The following is a 14,845-nucleotide window of genomic DNA, read 5'->3' as shown; positions in this document are numbered from 1 at the left end:
CCGCCCGCATCGCGCATAGTCCGGCTTTGTACAACGTAGTTTGCGTGTGCGAAGGCGGGAATTGCGGCGTGCGATGCGGCTATGATGAGCGACATGGCGGTAGGGCAGAGCACAACGGCACGGCAGGGCATCGCAGCGCAGCAGAGCGTGGCACGGGACATCACTGCGGTGGTCACCGGATGCAATCAGGGGGAGATGCTCGCGGACGCCGTGGACTCGCTTCTCCGCCAGACGGTTCGCCCGGCGAGCGTCATCGTGGTGGACGACGGGTCCGAAGACGCCGCATCGGTGGCGACGCTCGAGGCGTTGTCCCGCCGTGGCGGCGAAGGCATTCGCGTGATCCGGCAGGCCAATGCCGGCGTGTCCGCCGCGCGCAATGCGGGCGTCGCCTGCGCGCACACTCCATATATCTGTGTGCTGGACGGCGACGACCTGTTGCTGCCGCATTTTCTGGAACGCACGCTGGCCGTGCTGCGTGAGGATGGGACGGCCGTGGCCGCGTCCGGCTGGCTCAAGTGCTTCGGTGTGCTGGATTGCGTGGTGCGGCCCGGCGGCGGGACGCTCGAGGATTTCCTGCCGTGCAACCGCTGCCCGTCAGCATGCCTGTTCCGCCGCGAACTCTGGGAGCGCTGTGGCGGCTATGACGAATCCATGCGCGAGGGCTTCGAGGACTGGGAGTTCTGCCTGAGCCTGCTGGAGGCGGGCGGGGCGGACTCGCATATCAAGGTGGTAGAGGAGCCGCTGGTGAACTACCGCACCGCGGCGGTGAGCTCGAACATGAAGAGCATGGAGCGGCGCACCAGACTGCTGCGGCACATCATCGGCAGGCATCGCGAGGCGTATGCGGCGCACGTCGAGCAGGTGGCGCTGGCTCTGGATGCGCTGGCCTCGACGAGACTGCGCATGTGGGAGGACGCGGTGCAGGTGCATCCCGAGCTTATGCAGCATTCCATGGTCACGCGCGCGTTTCTGGACCACCCCACCTATGGAGACGGCGGCATGGCTGCGGCCGTGCGCATCAACCGTGCCCGCTGCTCCGCCCCGCAATACCCGCCCGAGGCCCGCTGAGTCGCCAAGGAAGCGTGGCGCGAACGCGACACGCCCGAATTCTGCTAGGGCCAGTCCTAGTGCTTTAATAGTCAAGTTGCCTGTTTTGGGCTCGCAAATTGGAATTCAAAAAGCGAGCGCGAAGCGGCCGCGCGTGGCAAGCGTGCGGCGGGTTCGCGCACTGATGTGGTAAGACCGCCGGGTTCGCCCGTGTGCGTCGGACTGCCGGTGCCCTGAATCAGGTTGGTAATAGTAACGAATCGCTAGAAAGGGCGGACGGCAATGGCGGGACAGAAAATCCGCATCAGGCTTAAGTCCTATGACCATGAGGTCATCGACCAATCGGCGAAGAAGATCGTCGAAACGGTGACGAACGCGGGCGCAACTGTTGTTGGCCCCGTTCCGCTGCCGACCGAGAAGAACGTTTTCTGTGTTATCCGTTCTCCTCACAAGTACAAGGATTCTCGCGAGCACTTCGAGATGCGTACTCACAAGCGTCTCATCGACATCGTGGACCCCACTCCGAAGGCTGTGGACTCCCTGATGCACATTGATCTGCCCGCAGACGTCAACATCGAGATCAAGCTGTAAGGGAGGAGGGAACCATCATGACTTCGCAGCGTGGTAGCCACAAGGCTATGCTCGGCAAGAAGCTCGGCATGTCTCAGGTTTGGGACGAGAATGGCTTCTTCGTCCCCGTCACCCTGGTGGAGGTTTCCACCAACGTGGTGACCGCCGTCAAGTCCGAGGAGACGGACGGCTACAAGGCCATCCAGATCGGATACGGCCAGATCGATCCCACCAAGGTGACCAAGCCGCTCGCTGGCCACTTTGCCAAGGCCGGCGTCACCCCGCGTCGCCACCTCGCCGAGGTGCGCACCGAGGATGCCGAGACCTACCAGCCCGGTCAGGAGATCACCGCCGAGGTGTTCCCGGAGGGTTCCGAGGTCGACGTGACCGGCACCACCAAGGGTAAGGGCTTCGCCGGCACCATCAAGCGCTGGGGCTTCAAGTCCTACCGCCGTTCCCACGGTTCTCACAAGAACGAGCGTCGTCCCGGTTCCGTCGGCGCCTGCGCCACCCCGGGTCGTATTCTCAAGGGCAAGCGCATGGCTGGCCGTATGGGCCACGTGACGTGCACCGTGCAGAACCTGGCCGTCGTTTCCGCTGACGTGGAGAACGGCGTGCTCGCTCTCAAGGGCGCCGTTCCGGGCCCGAAGGGCAGCATCGTCCTCGTCCGCACCGCAGTGAAGGGAGCCTGATAAATCATGGCTAACATCGCTCTGAACATCACGGACGCCAAGGGTCAGGCCGCCGGCACCGTCGACGCCCCCGCCGACATCTTCGGCTTCTCCGCCGAGGAAGTGGAGTCCCGCATTCCGCTGATCCATCAGGTTGCCATCGCGCAGCTCGCCGCTGCCCGTCAGGGCACCCATGCCACCAAGACTCGTGGCATGGTCTCCGGCGGCGGCAAGAAGCCGTGGAAGCAGAAGGGCACCGGTCGTGCTCGTCAGGGCTCCATCCGCGCTCCGCAGTGGTACCACGGCGGCGTTGTCCACGGCCCGCAGCCGCGCGACTACTCCCAGCGCACCCCCAAGAAGATGAAGGCTGCAGCCCTGCGCTACATCCTTTCCGATCGCGCCAACAACGGCCGCGTGCACGTGGTTGACTTCGGTGTTGCCGAAGCTCCGTCCACCAAGTCCGCCGTCGCCGCTCTGGCCGTGACCGAGAACCGTTTCACCACGGTCGTCCTCTCCCGCGAGAACGTGAACGAGTGGCTGTCCGTCCGGAACATCCCCACCGTGCACCCGATTTTCGCTGATCAGCTCAACACGTACGATGTGGTCACTGCCGAAGACGTCGTCTTCTCCAAGGATGGCTTCGAAGCCTTCCTCGCCGCGAAGAGCGTCCAGGCCGAGACCAAGGAGGCCTGATCTTCATGGCAGCTATCCATAACCCCGCACACGACGTGATCATCAAGCCCGTCGTTTCCGAGAAGAGCTACGCCAACTCTGACCGCGGCCAGTACACCTTCGTGGTGGCTCCGAACACCAACAAGGTGCAGATCAAGCAGGCCGTCGAGCAGATCTTCAAGGTGAAGGTGACGAGCGTCAACACCCTCAAGCGCATTGGCAAGGTCAAGCGCACCCGCACCGGTTTCGGTCAGCGCGTTACGCAGAAGCGCGCCATCGTGACCGTGGCCGAGGGCCAGACGATCGACATCTTCGGCAACTGAAGGCTAGCCGAGAAAAGTTAAAGGAAGAACTACATTATGGCTATCCGCGTTTATAAGCCGACGACTGCAGGCCGTCGCAACGCGTCCGTTGCGGATTTTTCCGATCTCACGCGCTCCACGCCTGAGAAGTCGCTGGTTCGCAAGCTGACCAAGACCGGCGGTCGCAACTCTTACGGCCGCATGACCTCCCGCCACCGCGGCGGCGGTCACAAGCGCGCCTACCGTCTCATCGATTTCCGTCGCTGGGACAAGGACGGCGTGCCCGCCAAGGTCGCTCACATCGAGTACGACCCGAACCGTTCCGCCCGCATCGCGCTGCTGCACTATGCAGACGGCGAGAAGCGCTACATCATCGCGCCCAAGGGCATCAAGCAGGGCGACGCGATCGAGACCGGTGAGAACGCCGACATCAAGCCCGGCAACAACCTGCCGCTGAAGAACATCCCGACCGGTACCGTGGTGCACGCCATCGAGCTCCGTCCGCTGGGCGGCGCGAAGATCGCCCGCTCCGCCGGTGCCGCCGTGCAGCTCGTCGCCAAGGACGGTGCCTACGCCCAGCTGCGTATGCCGTCCGGCGAAATCCGCAACGTGGATGCGCGCTGCCGCGCCACCGTCGGTGAGGTCGGCAACGAAGATCACGCCAACATTCAGCTCGGCAAGGCTGGTCGCGCCCGTTGGATGGGCAAGCGCCCGATCACCCGTGGTGAGTCCATGAACCCGGTCGACCACCCGCATGGCGGTCGTACCCGCGGTGGCAAGCCGCCGGTGTCGCCTTGGGGCAAGGGTGAGGTTCGTACTCGCCGTCCGAAGAAGGCTTCGAACAAGATGATCGTTCGTCGCCGTCCGAATGGTAAGAACCGCAAGTAAGGGAGTAGCGAGAAGATGACTCGTAGCATCAAGAAGGGCCCCTTCGTCGACGCCCACTTGCAGAAGAAAGTCGACGAGCAGAACGAGAAGGGCACGAAGAACGTCATCAAGACGTGGTCCCGTCGTTCGATGATCACCCCTGATTTCATCGGACACACCTTCGCCGTTCACGATGGCCGCAAGCACGTCCCGGTGTTCGTCACCGAGGCCATGGTGGGCCACAAGCTCGGAGAGTTCGCCCCGACCAAGACCTTCAAGGGTCATGTGAAGGACGACAAGAAGGCACGCCGCTAAGGAGTAAGGACACATGGAAGCTAAAGCAATCGCTCGTCACGTCCGCGTGACGCCGCGCAAGGCTCGCCGCATGGTCAACCTCATCCGAGGCAAGCAGGCGACCGAAGCCATCACCATTCTCAAGTTCGCTCCCCAGGACGCGTCCCTTCCGGTGCGCAAGGTCCTCGAGAGCGCCATCGCGAACGCGCGCGTCAAGGCCGACAAGGCCAACGAGCCGTTCCGCGAGAACGATCTGGTCATCAAGGAGACCTACGTTGACGAAGGTGTGACCCTCAAGCGCTTCCGCGCTCGTGCCCAGGGCCGCGCCGGTCGCATCAACAAGCGTACCTCCCACATCACCGTCGTCGTCGCTAGCAAGGAAGGAGCCCGCTAAAGATGGGTCAGAAGATTAATCCCTTTGGCTACCGTCTGGGCATTACCGAGAACCACCGCTCCAAGTGGTTCTCCGATTCCGTCAAGGTCGGCGAGCGCTACCGTGATTTCGTCCTTGAGGACGACCAGATCCGCAAGGCCATGAGCAAGGATCTCGAGCGTGCAGGCGTGTCCCGCATCGTCATCGAGCGCACCCGCGACCGCGTGCGTGTGGACATCCACACCGCCCGCCCGGGCATCGTCATCGGTCGCCGTGGCGCCGAGGCCGAGCGCGTTCGTGCCAAGCTCGAGAAGATGACCGGCAAGCAGGTTCAGCTCAACATCTTCGAGGTCAAGAACGCCGCGCTGGACGCCCAGCTCGTCGCTCAGGGCATCGCCGAGCAGCTGACCAACCGCGTTACCTTCCGCCGCGCGATGCGCAAGGCCCAGCAGGATGCTATGCGTGCTGGCGCCAAGGGCATCCGCATCAAGCTCTCCGGCCGCCTCGGCGGTGCGGAAATGAGCCGTTCCGAGTTCTACCGCGAGGGTCGTGTTCCGCTGCAGACCCTGCGCGCCCTGATTGATTACGGCTTCTTCGAGGCCAAGACCACCTACGGCCGCATCGGCGTGAAGGTGTGGATCTACAAGGGCGATATGACCGAGCGTGAGTTCGAAGAGCAGCAGGCTCAGCAGAACAACCGCCCCGGCCGTCGTGGCGACCGTGATCGTCGTCCGCGCCGTGGCAACCGTTCCGCCGAGGCCCAGCAGCAGACCGCCGCCGCCGCGCCGGCCGCCGCCGAGGCTCCTGCCGCCACGGAAACGAAGGAGTGAGCTGATGCTTATCCCAAAGAGGACCAAGTACCGTAAGCAGCACCGTCCGGACCGCCATGGCATGACCAAGGGCGGCGCCAACGTCGCCTTCGGCGATTACGGCATCCAGGCGCTGGCTCCGGCCTACATCACCAACCGTCAGATCGAGGCTGCACGTATCGCCATGACCCGCTACATCAAGCGTGGCGGCCGCGTGTGGATCGACATCTTCCCGGATCGCCCGCTGACCAAGCACGCCCTCGGTGCCCGAATGGGTTCCGGTAAGGGTGCGCCCGAGTTCTGGGTGGCCAACATCCACCCCGGTCGCGTGCTCTTCGAGATCGGCGGTGTGTCCGAGGACGTCGCTCGCGAGGCCCTGCGCCGCGCCATCGACAAGCTCCCCATGAAGTGCCGTGTGATTGCGCGTGAAGGCGGTGACATCTGATGGCAGTCGGAACCAAGGAATATTCCATCAAGAACCTGACCGAGAAGACCAACGCTGAGATCGAGGACTTCCTCAAGAAGTCCAAGGAGGAGCTGTTCAACCTCCGCTTCCAGCTGGCCACCGGTCAGCTCGACAACACCTCCCGTCTGAAGGCCGTCAAGCGCGACATCGCCCGCATGTACACCGTGCTGCGCGAACGTGAGCTGGGCATCGTCCCGACGCCGGCCGAGGACTCCACCGAGACTAAGGCTGAGGAGAAGTAAGCATGGCTGAGGAAAAGCAGCAGGAACAGCGCAATTCCCGCAAGGTTCGTCGTGGTTACGTCGTGTCCGACAAGATGGACAAGACGATCACCGTCGAGCTTGAGCACCGTTCGACCCACCCGCTGTACGGCAAGGTCGTTCGCACCACCAGCAAGGTCAAGGCCCATGATGAGCAAAACGCCGCACACATCGGCGATTTAGTGAGTATTATGGAAACTCGGCCTCTGAGCAAGACCAAGCGCTGGCGTCTCGAATCCATCATCGAGCGCGCCAAGTAAACAAGTTCGGCAAGGCTCCGCGTGTCACCGAGCGGAGCGAAGGCGCATGCTCCCGTTCATCGGGGGATTGCGCCTTCGCTCCGCCCCGGTGCACGGGGAGAACCAGCGCGGCTAAGGAGAATCAATGATTCAGCAGGAAACGCGGCTTCATGTCGCCGACAACACGGGTGCCAAGGAACTCCTTGCCATCCGCGTGCTCGGTGGTTCGAAGCGACGCTATGCCGGCCTCGGCGACGTGATCGTCGCCTCCGTCAAGGATGCGATCCCTGGCGGGTCGGTCAAGAAGGGCGACGTGGTCAAGGCCGTCGTCGTTCGCACTGTCAAGGAGCACCGTCGCGTGGACGGCTCCTACATCAAGTTCGATGAGAACGCCGCCGTCATTCTCGGCTCCGGCCGTGAACCGAAGGGCACGCGTATCTTTGGACCGATCGCTCGTGAACTGCGCGACAAGCGCTTCATGCGCATCGTGTCCCTCGCCCCGGAGGTGATCTGATTATGGTAGCCAAGATCAAGACCGGCGACCAGGTGAAGGTCATCCGCGGCAAGGATCGCGGTAAGGAGGGCAAGGTCCTCCGCGTCCTCAAGGACGATCGTCTGATCGTCGAAGGCGTGCAGATCGTCAAGAAGCACGTTCGCGCCACCCAGCAGGGCCAGCAGGCCGGCATCGTCCCCACCGAGGCTCCGATCCATCGCTCCAACGTGATGCTGATCGACCCGGAGACCGGCGAGCCCACCCGCGTCGGCGTGATCATCAAGCAGGAAGCCCGTGACGGCAAGGTCAAGACCGTGCGCGTCCGCGTGGCCAAGAAGTCAGGCAAGGAGCTGGCATGAGCGAAACTACCACCGCAGTTGAAGCGCCTGCTGTCCCGCGCTTGAAGCAGCAGTACAAGGACGTCATCATCCCCGACCTCGAGAAGGAGTTCCACTACTCCAACCCGATGCAGGTGCCGCGCCTTCAGAAGGTCGTCGTCTCCATGGGTGTGGGTGCCGCCGCTCGCGACTCCAAGCTCATCGAAGGCGCCGTCAAGGACCTCACCCTGATCACCGGCCAGAAGCCGAAGATCACCAAGGCCAAGAAGTCCGTCGCGCAGTTCCACCTGCGTGAAGGCCAGGCCATCGGTGCGTACGTCACCCTGCGTGGCGACCGCATGTGGGAGTTCCTCGATCGCCTCCTGACGCTGGCCCTGCCGCGCATCCGCGACTTCCGCGGCATCAACGGCAACCAGTTCGACGGTCAGGGCAACTACAACTTTGGTCTCACCGAGCAGTCCATGTTCCACGAGATCGATCCCGATTCGATCGATCACCAGCGCGGCATGGACATCACCGTGGTGACCAGCACCAAGGACGACAAGGAAGCCCGCGTGTTCCTCAAGCACCTCGGCTTCCCCTTCAAGGAGAACTGATATGGCAAAAACCGCTCTTAAGCAAAAGGCGGCCGGCAAGCCGAAGTTCAAGGTGCGTGCCTACACGCGCTGCCAGGTGTGCGGTCGTCCCCATTCCGTGTACCGCAAGTTCGGCCTGTGCCGCATCTGCCTTCGCGAGAAGGCTCACCGCGGCGAGCTGCCCGGCGTGACGAAGTCCAGTTGGTAAACATCGACGTTGAAGGTCCGCGGCCTTAGCCCTTCGGGGCGGGCGGCGGAAACCGCGACGAGAAAGGGCATAAGCCCACAATGACAATGACAGATCCGATCGCAGACATGCTCACGCGTCTGCGTAACGCGAGCGCGGCGAAGCACACCACGGTGGACATGCCGTACTCCAAGTTCAAGGCCAACATCGCGCAGATCCTCAAGCGCGAAGGCTACATCGCCGACTTCTCCGCCAAAGAGGCGAAGGTCGGCCAGACCCTTGAGGTGACCCTCAAGTACGGTCCGCACGGTGAGCGCTCCATCCAGGGCATCAAGCGCATCTCCAAGCCGGGCCTGCGTCGCTACGCGAAGTCCGATTCCCTGCCCATGCCGTTGGGCGGCCTCGGCATCGCCATTATCTCGACTTCGTCGGGACTGATGACCCAGAAGGAATGCCTGGACAAGGGCATCGGCGGCGAGATCGTCGCCTTCGTGTGGTGAGAAAGGAGAGCTGACACATGGCATCGCATATTGGTAAGCTCCCCGTCACCGTTCCCGCCGGCGTTGAAGTGACGATCGAAGGTCAGAACTTCTCCGCCAAGGGTGCGAAGGGCACCGACTCCTACGTGCTCCCCGAGGGCATCACCGCCAAGGTCGAAGGCAACGAGATCATCCTGACCGCTGCCGACGACCTGCGCCCGACCCGCGCCAAGCATGGCCTGTCCCGCTCCATCATCGCTTCGATGGTCAAGGGCGTGCACGACGGCTACGAGAAGCACCTGCTCATCGTCGGCACCGGTTACCGTGCCGCCATGAAGGGCAAGGGCATCGAATTCTCCCTGGGCTACTCCCACACCATCACGGTCGAGGCTCCCGAAGGCATCACCTTCGAGCTGCCGAACCCGAACGAGGTCGTGGTGAAGGGCACCGACAAGCAGCAGGTGGGTCAGGTTGCGGCCAACATCCGCAAGCTGCGCGCTCCGGAACCGTACAAGGGCAAGGGCATCAAGTACTCCGACGAGCACATCCTGCGCAAGGCTGGAAAGGCTGGTAAGTAACATGACCGTCCAGATTTTCGGTAAGGGCAAGTATGTCGCGCGTCTGCGTCGTCACGCACGCATTCGCAAGAAGATCGTGGGCACCGCCGAGCGTCCGCGTCTGGTGGTGAGCCGCTCCACCCGTCACATGGTCGCGCAGATCATCGACGACACCAAGGGCATCACCCTCGTGTCCGAGTCCACGCTGCACAACGATTTCAAGGGCTTCGAAGGCACCAAGACCGAGGCCGCCAAGCACGTTGGCGAGCTCATCGCGAAGAAGGCCCTCGACGCCGGCATCACCCAGGTGGTGTTCGACCGTGGCGGCAACAAGTACACCGGTCGCGTCGCGGCTGTGGCGGATGGCGCCCGTGAGGGAGGTCTGGCACTGTGAGCGACAACGAGAAGGAAACTCAAGTGGCTGAAGAAACCCAGAACACTGCGGCTGCCGAAGAGACCAAGAACAACGCCGGCGAGGACCGTCGCGGCCGTCGTGGCCAGCGCGGCGAAGGCCGTCGTGGCGAGCGCCGCAACCGTCGCGAGGAGAACAAGGGCGATGAGCTCCTTGATCGCGTCGTGACCATCAACCGCGTGTCCAAGACCCACAAGGGTGGCCGTACGTTCAGCTTCGCCGCCCTCGTGGTGGTCGGCGACGGCAACGGCACCGTTGGCGTCGGCTATGGCAAGTCCCGTGAGGTCCCGGCGGCCATCGCCAAGGGCCAGCTGGATGCCAAGAAGCACATGTTCTCCATCCCGCGCGTTCGCGGCACCGTCACCCACCCGGTGATCGGCCACGACGCCGCAGGCACGGTCCTGCTGCGTCCCGCCGCCCCCGGCACCGGCGTTATCGCCGGCGGCCCGGTCCGCGCCGTCATGGAGTGCGCCGGCATCACGGACATCCTGTCCAAGTCCATGGGCTCCGCCACGGCCGTGAACATGGTTCGCGCCACCGTGGACGCCCTCAAGCAGCTCGAGGAGCCGGAGGAGATCGCCGCCCGTCGTGGACTTTCCCTTGAGGAAGTCGCCCCGGACGCCCTGCTCCGTGCCCGCGCCGCCGGCATCGCCGAGGCCCGCAAGGCTCGTGAAGAGGCTCAGGCCAAGGCCGCCGCAGAAGCGAAGGATGGTGAGTGAGCATCATGGCTACCATCAACATCACCCTGCACCACGGTCTGGTGAACTCCACGCCGCGTCAGCGCGCCGCCGCCCAGACCCTGGGCCTCAACAAGATCGGTAAGACCGTGACCCGCGAGGACACCAAGGCCGTGCGCGGTCAGGTGGCCGTGCTGCGTCACCTGGTCACTGTCGAGGAGGTCGACTGATCATGGCAAACGAAGAAGAGCGCACCATCATCCAGATGCACCACCTGAAGCCGGCTCCGGGCGCCAACAAGGATCGCATCCGCGTTGGCCGCGGTGAGGGCTCCAAGGGTAAGACCTCTGGTCGCGGCACCAAGGGCACCAAGGCCCGCTATCAGGTCCGTCCGGGCTTCGAAGGCGGTCAGCTCCCGCTGTATATGCGCCTGCCGAAGCTGCGTGGCTTCAAGAACCCGTTCAAGACCACCTATCAGGTCGTGAACATCACCAAGCTCGTCGAGGCCTTCCCGGCCGGTGGCGAGGTTTCCGCGGAAGATCTGGCCGCCAAGGGCCTTGTCCGTCGCAATGCGCCGGTCAAGGTGCTTGGCGATGGCGACGTGACCGCGGCCTACACGCTCAAGGGCGTGAAGGTCTCCGCGTCCGCCAAGGCCAAGATCGAGGCCGCCGGCGGTTCCGTCGAGGCCTGATTGCTATGCGCCGGATGCTGAGGTGTCCGGCGGCATACGCATCGTAGAGAATGGTCCTTCCCAGCGTCACGAACGCAGGGAAGGACCTTTCTTGTATTCCGGGTTTTCCCGTTGCTCGGCGCCGGCGTGCTCCAGCCGCACAGACGTGCCACGCACTCATTTGCCCGCGCATCGGCTCGTCGGTAGGTTTTTACGTGGGAAGAGAGTACACTGGCTGACAGTGTGTTTTTTCAACTAGGAGGATCATCAGGTGAGGACGTTAATCCAGGCCTTTAAAACGAAGGAACTGAGGAAGAAGATCCTCTTTGTCTTCTTTATCATCATCATCTACCGCATCGGCTCGTTCATCCCTACGCCGGGCGTGGACTACAAGGTCGTGCAGCAGTGTGTGGCCAGCTCCAGCAGCGAGGACTTCGTCGGACTGGTCAACCTGTTCTCCGGCGGCGCCTTGCTCCAGCTGTCCATCTTCGCGCTGGGCGTCATGCCGTACATCACCGCGTCCATCGTGGTGCAGCTGCTGCGCGTGGTGATCCCGCGCTTCGAAGCCCTGCACAAGGAGGGCCAGTCCGGCGAGGCCAAGCTCACGCAGTACACCCGTTACCTCACCATCGGTCTGGCATTGCTGCAGTCCACCACCATTCTCGTCACCGCCCGCTCCGGCGCGCTGTTCAACTACTCCTGCTCCCAGGTCATCCCGGACGGTTCCGTGTGGAACCTCGTGGTCATGGTGCTCATCATGACCGGCGGCACCGGCCTGATCATGTGGATGGCCGAGCTCATCACGGACAAGGGCATCGGTCAGGGCATGTCCATCCTCATCTTCATGTCCATCTGCTCCGGCTTCCTGCCGCAGCTGTGGACCATCGGCTGGGGCACCAACGGCACCGACGGCGACTGGCTCAAGTTCGGCATCGTCGTGGGCGTGCTGCTCGTCATCTTCGTGTTCGTGGACTTCGTGGAGTTGTGCCAGCGCCGCATCCCGGTGCAGTACACGCGCCGCATGATCGGCCGCAAGATGTACGGTGGCTCCTCCACCTACCTGCCGCTCAAGATCAACATGTCCGGCGTCATCCCGCCCATCTTCGCCTCCTCCATCCTGGCCATCCCGACCCTGATCGCCCAGTTCGGCAACGCCGAGCAGAGCTGGGTCGTGTGGATCCAGAACAATCTGGCGTCCACCACCTCTGTGTGGTACATCGGCCTGTACGCGCTGATGATCGTGTTCTTCTGCTTCTTCTACACCTCCATCACGTTCAACCCGGACGAGACGGCGGACAACATGAAGCAGTACGGCGGCTTCATCCCCGGCATCCGCGCTGGCCGCGCCACCAGCGCCTACCTGACCTACGTCATGAACCGCCTCAACACCGTGGGTGCCGTCTACCTGCTGTTCGTGGCGCTCATCCCGACCGTGCTCATCATGGCCCTGCAGATCAACTCGCAGCTGCCCTTCGGCGGCACCACGATCCTGATCATCGCCGGTGTGGGTCTCGACACCCTGCGTCAGGCCAAGGCGCAGACCGAGCAGTTCCAGTACGCCGGCTTCCTCTTCGAGGACGACGCCAAGGGCGCCGCAGCCAAGGCCAAGTAAACTCAACCAAGTCAACCGTCGCGGCGGCAGGCAAAGGACGCCGCCGCGACCCCGAGGGAAAGAGAGACTATCATGCGTCTGCTGATCATGGGACCGCAGGGCGTCGGCAAGGGCACCCAGGCCGCGCTGCTCGCCGAGCACTACAACATCCCCGCCATCTCCACCGGCGATATCTTCCGCTACAACATCAAGAACAAGACCCCGCTCGGACTTGAGGCGCTCAAGTACACAGACAAGGGCGAACTGGTCCCCGACGAGCTGACCAACAAGATCGTCAAGGACCGTCTGGCTCAGGATGATGCCAAGTCCGGCTGGATCCTTGACGGCTACCCGCGTAACGCCGCTCAGGTTGAGGCGCTCGATGCGATGCTCAAGGATCTGGACACCCCGCTCGACAAGGTCGTCGCGCTGGACGCCGACCACGACGTGCTCATGGAGCGCATTGCCAAGCGCGCCCAGATCGAGGGCCGTTCGGATGATACGCCGGAGGCCATCGCCAAGCGTCTGGAAACCTACGCGAAGGAAACCGCTCCGCTGCTGGACATCTACCGCGACCGCGGCCAGCTCGTCGAGGTGGACGGCGTGGGCGAGATCAAGGAGATCTCCGCCAACATCATCGCCAAGCTAGACGCCTGAGTTCGTTTGCTTGCCAAGGACCCTGCCGCATTTCTGTGGCAGGGTCCTTTTGCATGATCGGTCCAACCTGTGCGCCCGTATTGGCAGGTTGGACCGATCATGCGATTTTCGGCCCCGGAAACGGCCGTTTTTTCGCGCGATCGGTCCAACCTGCGTCAGCGGCGGCATAGGTTGGACCGATCATGCGAAATGTTCGGCACGACTTCAGCCCGCCCGGCGGCTCGTCTCCGCGGCGATCCGCGCCTCCAATTCACGTGCGAACAGCGCGGCGTCTAACGGCAGACGGACCGTCTCGTCCTGCCACGCCGAAAGGTATGCCGCATCGGCCAGCTCCAGACAGCGCAGTCCCTCGCGCCCGTCCGCCACCTGCTCGCCGCGTCCCTGCACGGCGAGGCCGAACCGTTCCAACACCTGCCAGTAATGCTCCATGCCGGTCGGGTCGGGAATGCGCTCCTCGCGGTATGTGACCGGCAGGGCGCGCGCATCGGTGCAGGAGGCCGTGCGGCGGTAGTCGTCCGTATCCATGCCGTATTCCCAGATGCGCAGCAGATCGCCGTCCATCACGAGCCGCCCGCGCGTGCCCTGAATGTCGAGGCGCGTTTCGCCCACGCCCTCGCCGGTGGTGATGACGAACGTGCCGGTCATGCGGTTCGGATAGGTCATGACGAGCGTGGATTCGTCGTCGACCGCGAAGTCGTTGTACTTGCCGAACGGGATGGTGGCATGGACCGTGGCGGGCATGCCGAACAGCCACTGCCATAGGTCGAGGATGTGAGGACCCTGGCTGGTGAGCACGCCGCCGCCCTCGTGCGCCCAGCTGCTGCGCCACGGGCGGGAATGATGGTAGGCGACCGTGCGGAAGTACTGCGAGTCGGTGAGCTGCGCGCGCCGTACCGTGCCGAGTGCCCCGGACAGTAGCAGTTCGCGGATGCGTAGGTGCCGGGCGTAGCAGCGCTGCTGGAAGATCATGCCGAACGCGAGTCCTGTCCTGTCCGCGGCGGCGACCATGGACTCGCATTCACCGAGCGAGCGGGCTGCCGGCTTGTCGCACAGGACGTGCTTGCCGTGCTCGAACGCCTGGACGGCGAGCTGCGGGTGAAGCTCCTGCTGGGTGACGATGAGCGCCGCGTCGAACAGACCGCGGTGCTCCGGCGCGTACAGCGCGTCCGTGTCCGGGCAGATCAGCACGCGGTCGTCGAGCGTGCGTGCGGCCCACTGCCGGGCGTCCTCGCTGCGGCAGACGGCGGCGGTGAGGCGCAGTGGCCCCTCGGGGTGGCTGCGGATGAGTTCGGCGTATTGCCGGCCCATGCCGCCGGCCCCGATGAGGGCGATGCGGACGGGCGGGATTGCGGGTGGTGTGGTGACTGGTGGTGTTGCGGGACGATCGGATGGCATGGCGATTCCTCCTTGAATCTCCGGCGCGTGACGAGTAATTCGGCGTGTTGCGGGGCGAGCCGGCGTATGGCAGTCGGTGCAGCCATTGTATCGGCCCGTCCGGTCTGCCGTTCGTGGCGCTCGCCCCTGTGGCTCGGGCAACGATCTGAATGCCGGTAAAACAGGCAAATCAGCTATCTATTGACACAATATGACTGCTTGTGTACACTGAAGGTAATCTATTACATGTTCAGTGGTCAACGAG

Annotated in this window: 25 protein-coding genes; 24 read left to right on the top strand and 1 reads right to left on the bottom strand. The window is 63.6% G+C overall.

The genetic code is table 11. The annotated features are described in order from the left end of the window. The first annotated feature begins 93 nt into the window (after positions 1–93). The 24 genes from AC1AZA_RS06915 to AC1AZA_RS06800 all read left to right on the top strand — a co-directional run bounded on the left by AC1AZA_RS06915 (position 94) and on the right by AC1AZA_RS06800 (position 13,206). The gene (locus tag AC1AZA_RS06915; RefSeq protein WP_476513932.1) at positions 94–1,068 is read left to right on the top strand and encodes a glycosyltransferase family A protein; all 975 of its coding nucleotides are present in this window, start codon (positions 94–96) and stop codon (positions 1,066–1,068) included. A 261-nt stretch (positions 1,069–1,329) separates the two neighbouring features. Next, positions 1,330–1,638, top strand: coding sequence for a 30S ribosomal protein S10 (rpsJ, locus tag AC1AZA_RS06910; protein WP_003827292.1), 309 nt, complete (start codon positions 1,330–1,332; stop codon positions 1,636–1,638). 17 nt (positions 1,639–1,655) lie between these two features. Next, positions 1,656–2,309: a 50S ribosomal protein L3 gene (rplC, locus tag AC1AZA_RS06905; RefSeq protein ID WP_476513931.1), complete on the top strand. Its 654-nt coding sequence runs from the start codon at positions 1,656–1,658 to the stop codon at positions 2,307–2,309. Between the two features lie 6 nt (positions 2,310–2,315). Next, positions 2,316–2,981 carry a 50S ribosomal protein L4 gene (gene rplD / locus AC1AZA_RS06900; protein ID WP_476513930.1) on the top strand — a complete coding sequence of 222 codons (666 nt, stop codon included), beginning with the start codon at positions 2,316–2,318 and terminating at the stop codon, positions 2,979–2,981. A 5-nt stretch (positions 2,982–2,986) separates the two neighbouring features. Next, positions 2,987–3,283, top strand: a complete 297-nt coding sequence (gene rplW, locus AC1AZA_RS06895) for a 50S ribosomal protein L23 (RefSeq protein WP_476513929.1) — start codon at positions 2,987–2,989, stop codon at positions 3,281–3,283. A 36-nt stretch (positions 3,284–3,319) separates the two neighbouring features. After that, positions 3,320–4,150 (top strand): 50S ribosomal protein L2, encoded by an 831-nt coding sequence (gene rplB / locus AC1AZA_RS06890; RefSeq protein WP_476513928.1) that lies wholly within the window; start codon positions 3,320–3,322, stop codon positions 4,148–4,150. A 15-nt stretch (positions 4,151–4,165) separates the two neighbouring features. After that, positions 4,166–4,444, top strand: a complete 279-nt coding sequence (gene rpsS / locus AC1AZA_RS06885; RefSeq protein WP_003814508.1) for a 30S ribosomal protein S19 — start codon at positions 4,166–4,168, stop codon at positions 4,442–4,444. Between the two features lie 13 nt (positions 4,445–4,457). Next, positions 4,458–4,817: a 50S ribosomal protein L22 gene (rplV, locus tag AC1AZA_RS06880; protein ID WP_476513927.1), complete on the top strand. Its 360-nt coding sequence runs from the start codon at positions 4,458–4,460 to the stop codon at positions 4,815–4,817. Positions 4,818–4,819: 2 nt separating this feature from the next. Then, positions 4,820–5,626 carry a 30S ribosomal protein S3 gene (gene rpsC, locus AC1AZA_RS06875; protein WP_476513926.1) on the top strand — a complete coding sequence of 269 codons (807 nt, stop codon included), beginning with the start codon at positions 4,820–4,822 and terminating at the stop codon, positions 5,624–5,626. Positions 5,627–5,630: 4 nt separating this feature from the next. Further along, entirely contained in the window at positions 5,631–6,050 is a 420-nt protein-coding gene (gene rplP / locus AC1AZA_RS06870) for a 50S ribosomal protein L16 (RefSeq protein ID WP_476513925.1), read from the top strand. Then, a complete protein-coding gene (gene rpmC / locus AC1AZA_RS06865; RefSeq protein WP_476513924.1) occupies positions 6,050–6,313 on the top strand; it encodes a 50S ribosomal protein L29 in 264 nt (87 codons plus the stop codon). Before rplP ends, rpmC begins: the two co-directional genes overlap by 1 nt. 2 nt (positions 6,314–6,315) lie before the next feature. Further along, positions 6,316–6,591, top strand: a complete 276-nt coding sequence (gene rpsQ, locus AC1AZA_RS06860) for a 30S ribosomal protein S17 (RefSeq protein WP_476513923.1) — start codon at positions 6,316–6,318, stop codon at positions 6,589–6,591. A 124-nt stretch (positions 6,592–6,715) separates the two neighbouring features. Beyond that, entirely contained in the window at positions 6,716–7,084 is a 369-nt protein-coding gene (gene rplN, locus AC1AZA_RS06855) for a 50S ribosomal protein L14 (RefSeq protein ID WP_003814521.1), read from the top strand. A gap of 2 nt (positions 7,085–7,086) precedes the next feature. After that, positions 7,087–7,422, top strand: coding sequence for a 50S ribosomal protein L24 (gene rplX, locus AC1AZA_RS06850; RefSeq protein ID WP_476513922.1), 336 nt, complete (start codon positions 7,087–7,089; stop codon positions 7,420–7,422). Continuing rightward, positions 7,419–7,997 carry a 50S ribosomal protein L5 gene (gene rplE, locus AC1AZA_RS06845; RefSeq protein ID WP_476513921.1) on the top strand — a complete coding sequence of 193 codons (579 nt, stop codon included), beginning with the start codon at positions 7,419–7,421 and terminating at the stop codon, positions 7,995–7,997. Before rplX ends, rplE begins: the two co-directional genes overlap by 4 nt. Before the next feature lies 1 nt (position 7,998). Continuing rightward, positions 7,999–8,184: a type Z 30S ribosomal protein S14 gene (locus tag AC1AZA_RS06840; protein ID WP_476513920.1), complete on the top strand. Its 186-nt coding sequence runs from the start codon at positions 7,999–8,001 to the stop codon at positions 8,182–8,184. An 80-nt stretch (positions 8,185–8,264) separates the two neighbouring features. Further along, positions 8,265–8,663: a 30S ribosomal protein S8 gene (rpsH, locus tag AC1AZA_RS06835; protein ID WP_476513919.1), complete on the top strand. Its 399-nt coding sequence runs from the start codon at positions 8,265–8,267 to the stop codon at positions 8,661–8,663. A gap of 17 nt (positions 8,664–8,680) precedes the next feature. Next, positions 8,681–9,220, top strand: coding sequence for a 50S ribosomal protein L6 (gene rplF, locus AC1AZA_RS06830; protein WP_476513918.1), 540 nt, complete (start codon positions 8,681–8,683; stop codon positions 9,218–9,220). 1 nt (position 9,221) lies between these two features. After that, positions 9,222–9,593 (top strand): 50S ribosomal protein L18, encoded by a 372-nt coding sequence (gene rplR, locus AC1AZA_RS06825; RefSeq protein ID WP_476513917.1) that lies wholly within the window; start codon positions 9,222–9,224, stop codon positions 9,591–9,593. Further along, positions 9,590–10,330 carry a 30S ribosomal protein S5 gene (rpsE, locus tag AC1AZA_RS06820; protein ID WP_476513916.1) on the top strand — a complete coding sequence of 247 codons (741 nt, stop codon included), beginning with the start codon at positions 9,590–9,592 and terminating at the stop codon, positions 10,328–10,330. The genes rplR and rpsE overlap by 4 nt, the downstream gene beginning before the upstream one ends. A 5-nt stretch (positions 10,331–10,335) precedes the next feature. After that, positions 10,336–10,518: a 50S ribosomal protein L30 gene (gene rpmD, locus AC1AZA_RS06815; RefSeq protein WP_476514018.1), complete on the top strand. Its 183-nt coding sequence runs from the start codon at positions 10,336–10,338 to the stop codon at positions 10,516–10,518. A gap of 2 nt (positions 10,519–10,520) precedes the next feature. Beyond that, complete coding sequence (gene rplO, locus AC1AZA_RS06810) at positions 10,521–10,979, top strand: 50S ribosomal protein L15 (RefSeq protein ID WP_476513915.1); 459 nt, start codon at positions 10,521–10,523, stop codon at positions 10,977–10,979. A gap of 250 nt (positions 10,980–11,229) precedes the next feature. After that, entirely contained in the window at positions 11,230–12,570 is a 1,341-nt protein-coding gene (gene secY / locus AC1AZA_RS06805; protein ID WP_476513914.1) for a preprotein translocase subunit SecY, read from the top strand. Positions 12,571–12,642: 72 nt separating this feature from the next. Beyond that, complete coding sequence (locus AC1AZA_RS06800) at positions 12,643–13,206, top strand: adenylate kinase (protein WP_476513913.1); 564 nt, start codon at positions 12,643–12,645, stop codon at positions 13,204–13,206. A 204-nt stretch (positions 13,207–13,410) separates the two neighbouring features. Here the strand turns inward: AC1AZA_RS06800 and AC1AZA_RS06795 are convergent, their stop codons facing one another. Further along, the gene (locus AC1AZA_RS06795) at positions 13,411–14,601 is read right to left on the bottom strand and encodes a Gfo/Idh/MocA family protein (RefSeq protein ID WP_476513912.1); all 1,191 of its coding nucleotides are present in this window, start codon (positions 14,599–14,601) and stop codon (positions 13,411–13,413) included. Positions 14,602–14,845 lie beyond the last annotated feature (244 nt).

Source organism: Bifidobacterium sp. LH_389, assembly GCF_056357235.1.
The sequence above is the reverse complement of the archived record's forward strand: the minus strand, read 5'-3'. Positions and strand labels throughout refer to the sequence as shown.

What these genes read in the sequence shown, in the direction of transcription:
- rplB (WP_476513928.1), top strand. Translation starts at nt 3,320, where the DNA reads ATGGCTATCCGCGTTTATAAGCCGACGACTGCAGGCCGTCGCAACGCG.
- AC1AZA_RS06840 (WP_476513920.1), top strand. Translation starts at nt 7,999, where the DNA reads ATGGCAAAAACCGCTCTTAAGCAAAAGGCGGCCGGCAAGCCGAAGTTC.
- rplV (WP_476513927.1), top strand. Translation starts at nt 4,458, where the DNA reads ATGGAAGCTAAAGCAATCGCTCGTCACGTCCGCGTGACGCCGCGCAAG.
- rpsJ (WP_003827292.1), top strand. Translation starts at nt 1,330, where the DNA reads ATGGCGGGACAGAAAATCCGCATCAGGCTTAAGTCCTATGACCATGAG.
- AC1AZA_RS06795 (WP_476513912.1), bottom strand. Translation starts at nt 14,601, where the DNA reads ATGCCATCCGATCGTCCCGCAACACCACCAGTCACCACACCACCCGCA.
- rplD (WP_476513930.1), top strand. Translation starts at nt 2,316, where the DNA reads ATGGCTAACATCGCTCTGAACATCACGGACGCCAAGGGTCAGGCCGCC.
- rpsQ (WP_476513923.1), top strand. Translation starts at nt 6,316, where the DNA reads ATGGCTGAGGAAAAGCAGCAGGAACAGCGCAATTCCCGCAAGGTTCGT.
- rplF (WP_476513918.1), top strand. Translation starts at nt 8,681, where the DNA reads ATGGCATCGCATATTGGTAAGCTCCCCGTCACCGTTCCCGCCGGCGTT.
- rplR (WP_476513917.1), top strand. Translation starts at nt 9,222, where the DNA reads ATGACCGTCCAGATTTTCGGTAAGGGCAAGTATGTCGCGCGTCTGCGT.
- rpsS (WP_003814508.1), top strand. Translation starts at nt 4,166, where the DNA reads ATGACTCGTAGCATCAAGAAGGGCCCCTTCGTCGACGCCCACTTGCAG.
- rplE (WP_476513921.1), top strand. Translation starts at nt 7,419, where the DNA reads ATGAGCGAAACTACCACCGCAGTTGAAGCGCCTGCTGTCCCGCGCTTG.
- rplX (WP_476513922.1), top strand. Translation starts at nt 7,087, where the DNA reads ATGGTAGCCAAGATCAAGACCGGCGACCAGGTGAAGGTCATCCGCGGC.
- AC1AZA_RS06800 (WP_476513913.1), top strand. Translation starts at nt 12,643, where the DNA reads ATGCGTCTGCTGATCATGGGACCGCAGGGCGTCGGCAAGGGCACCCAG.
- rplN (WP_003814521.1), top strand. Translation starts at nt 6,716, where the DNA reads ATGATTCAGCAGGAAACGCGGCTTCATGTCGCCGACAACACGGGTGCC.
- rpmC (WP_476513924.1), top strand. Translation starts at nt 6,050, where the DNA reads ATGGCAGTCGGAACCAAGGAATATTCCATCAAGAACCTGACCGAGAAG.
- rplC (WP_476513931.1), top strand. Translation starts at nt 1,656, where the DNA reads ATGACTTCGCAGCGTGGTAGCCACAAGGCTATGCTCGGCAAGAAGCTC.
- rpsH (WP_476513919.1), top strand. Translation starts at nt 8,265, where the DNA reads ATGACAATGACAGATCCGATCGCAGACATGCTCACGCGTCTGCGTAAC.
- rpsC (WP_476513926.1), top strand. Translation starts at nt 4,820, where the DNA reads ATGGGTCAGAAGATTAATCCCTTTGGCTACCGTCTGGGCATTACCGAG.
- AC1AZA_RS06915 (WP_476513932.1), top strand. Translation starts at nt 94, where the DNA reads ATGGCGGTAGGGCAGAGCACAACGGCACGGCAGGGCATCGCAGCGCAG.
- rplW (WP_476513929.1), top strand. Translation starts at nt 2,987, where the DNA reads ATGGCAGCTATCCATAACCCCGCACACGACGTGATCATCAAGCCCGTC.
- rpmD (WP_476514018.1), top strand. Translation starts at nt 10,336, where the DNA reads ATGGCTACCATCAACATCACCCTGCACCACGGTCTGGTGAACTCCACG.
- rplP (WP_476513925.1), top strand. Translation starts at nt 5,631, where the DNA reads ATGCTTATCCCAAAGAGGACCAAGTACCGTAAGCAGCACCGTCCGGAC.
- rplO (WP_476513915.1), top strand. Translation starts at nt 10,521, where the DNA reads ATGGCAAACGAAGAAGAGCGCACCATCATCCAGATGCACCACCTGAAG.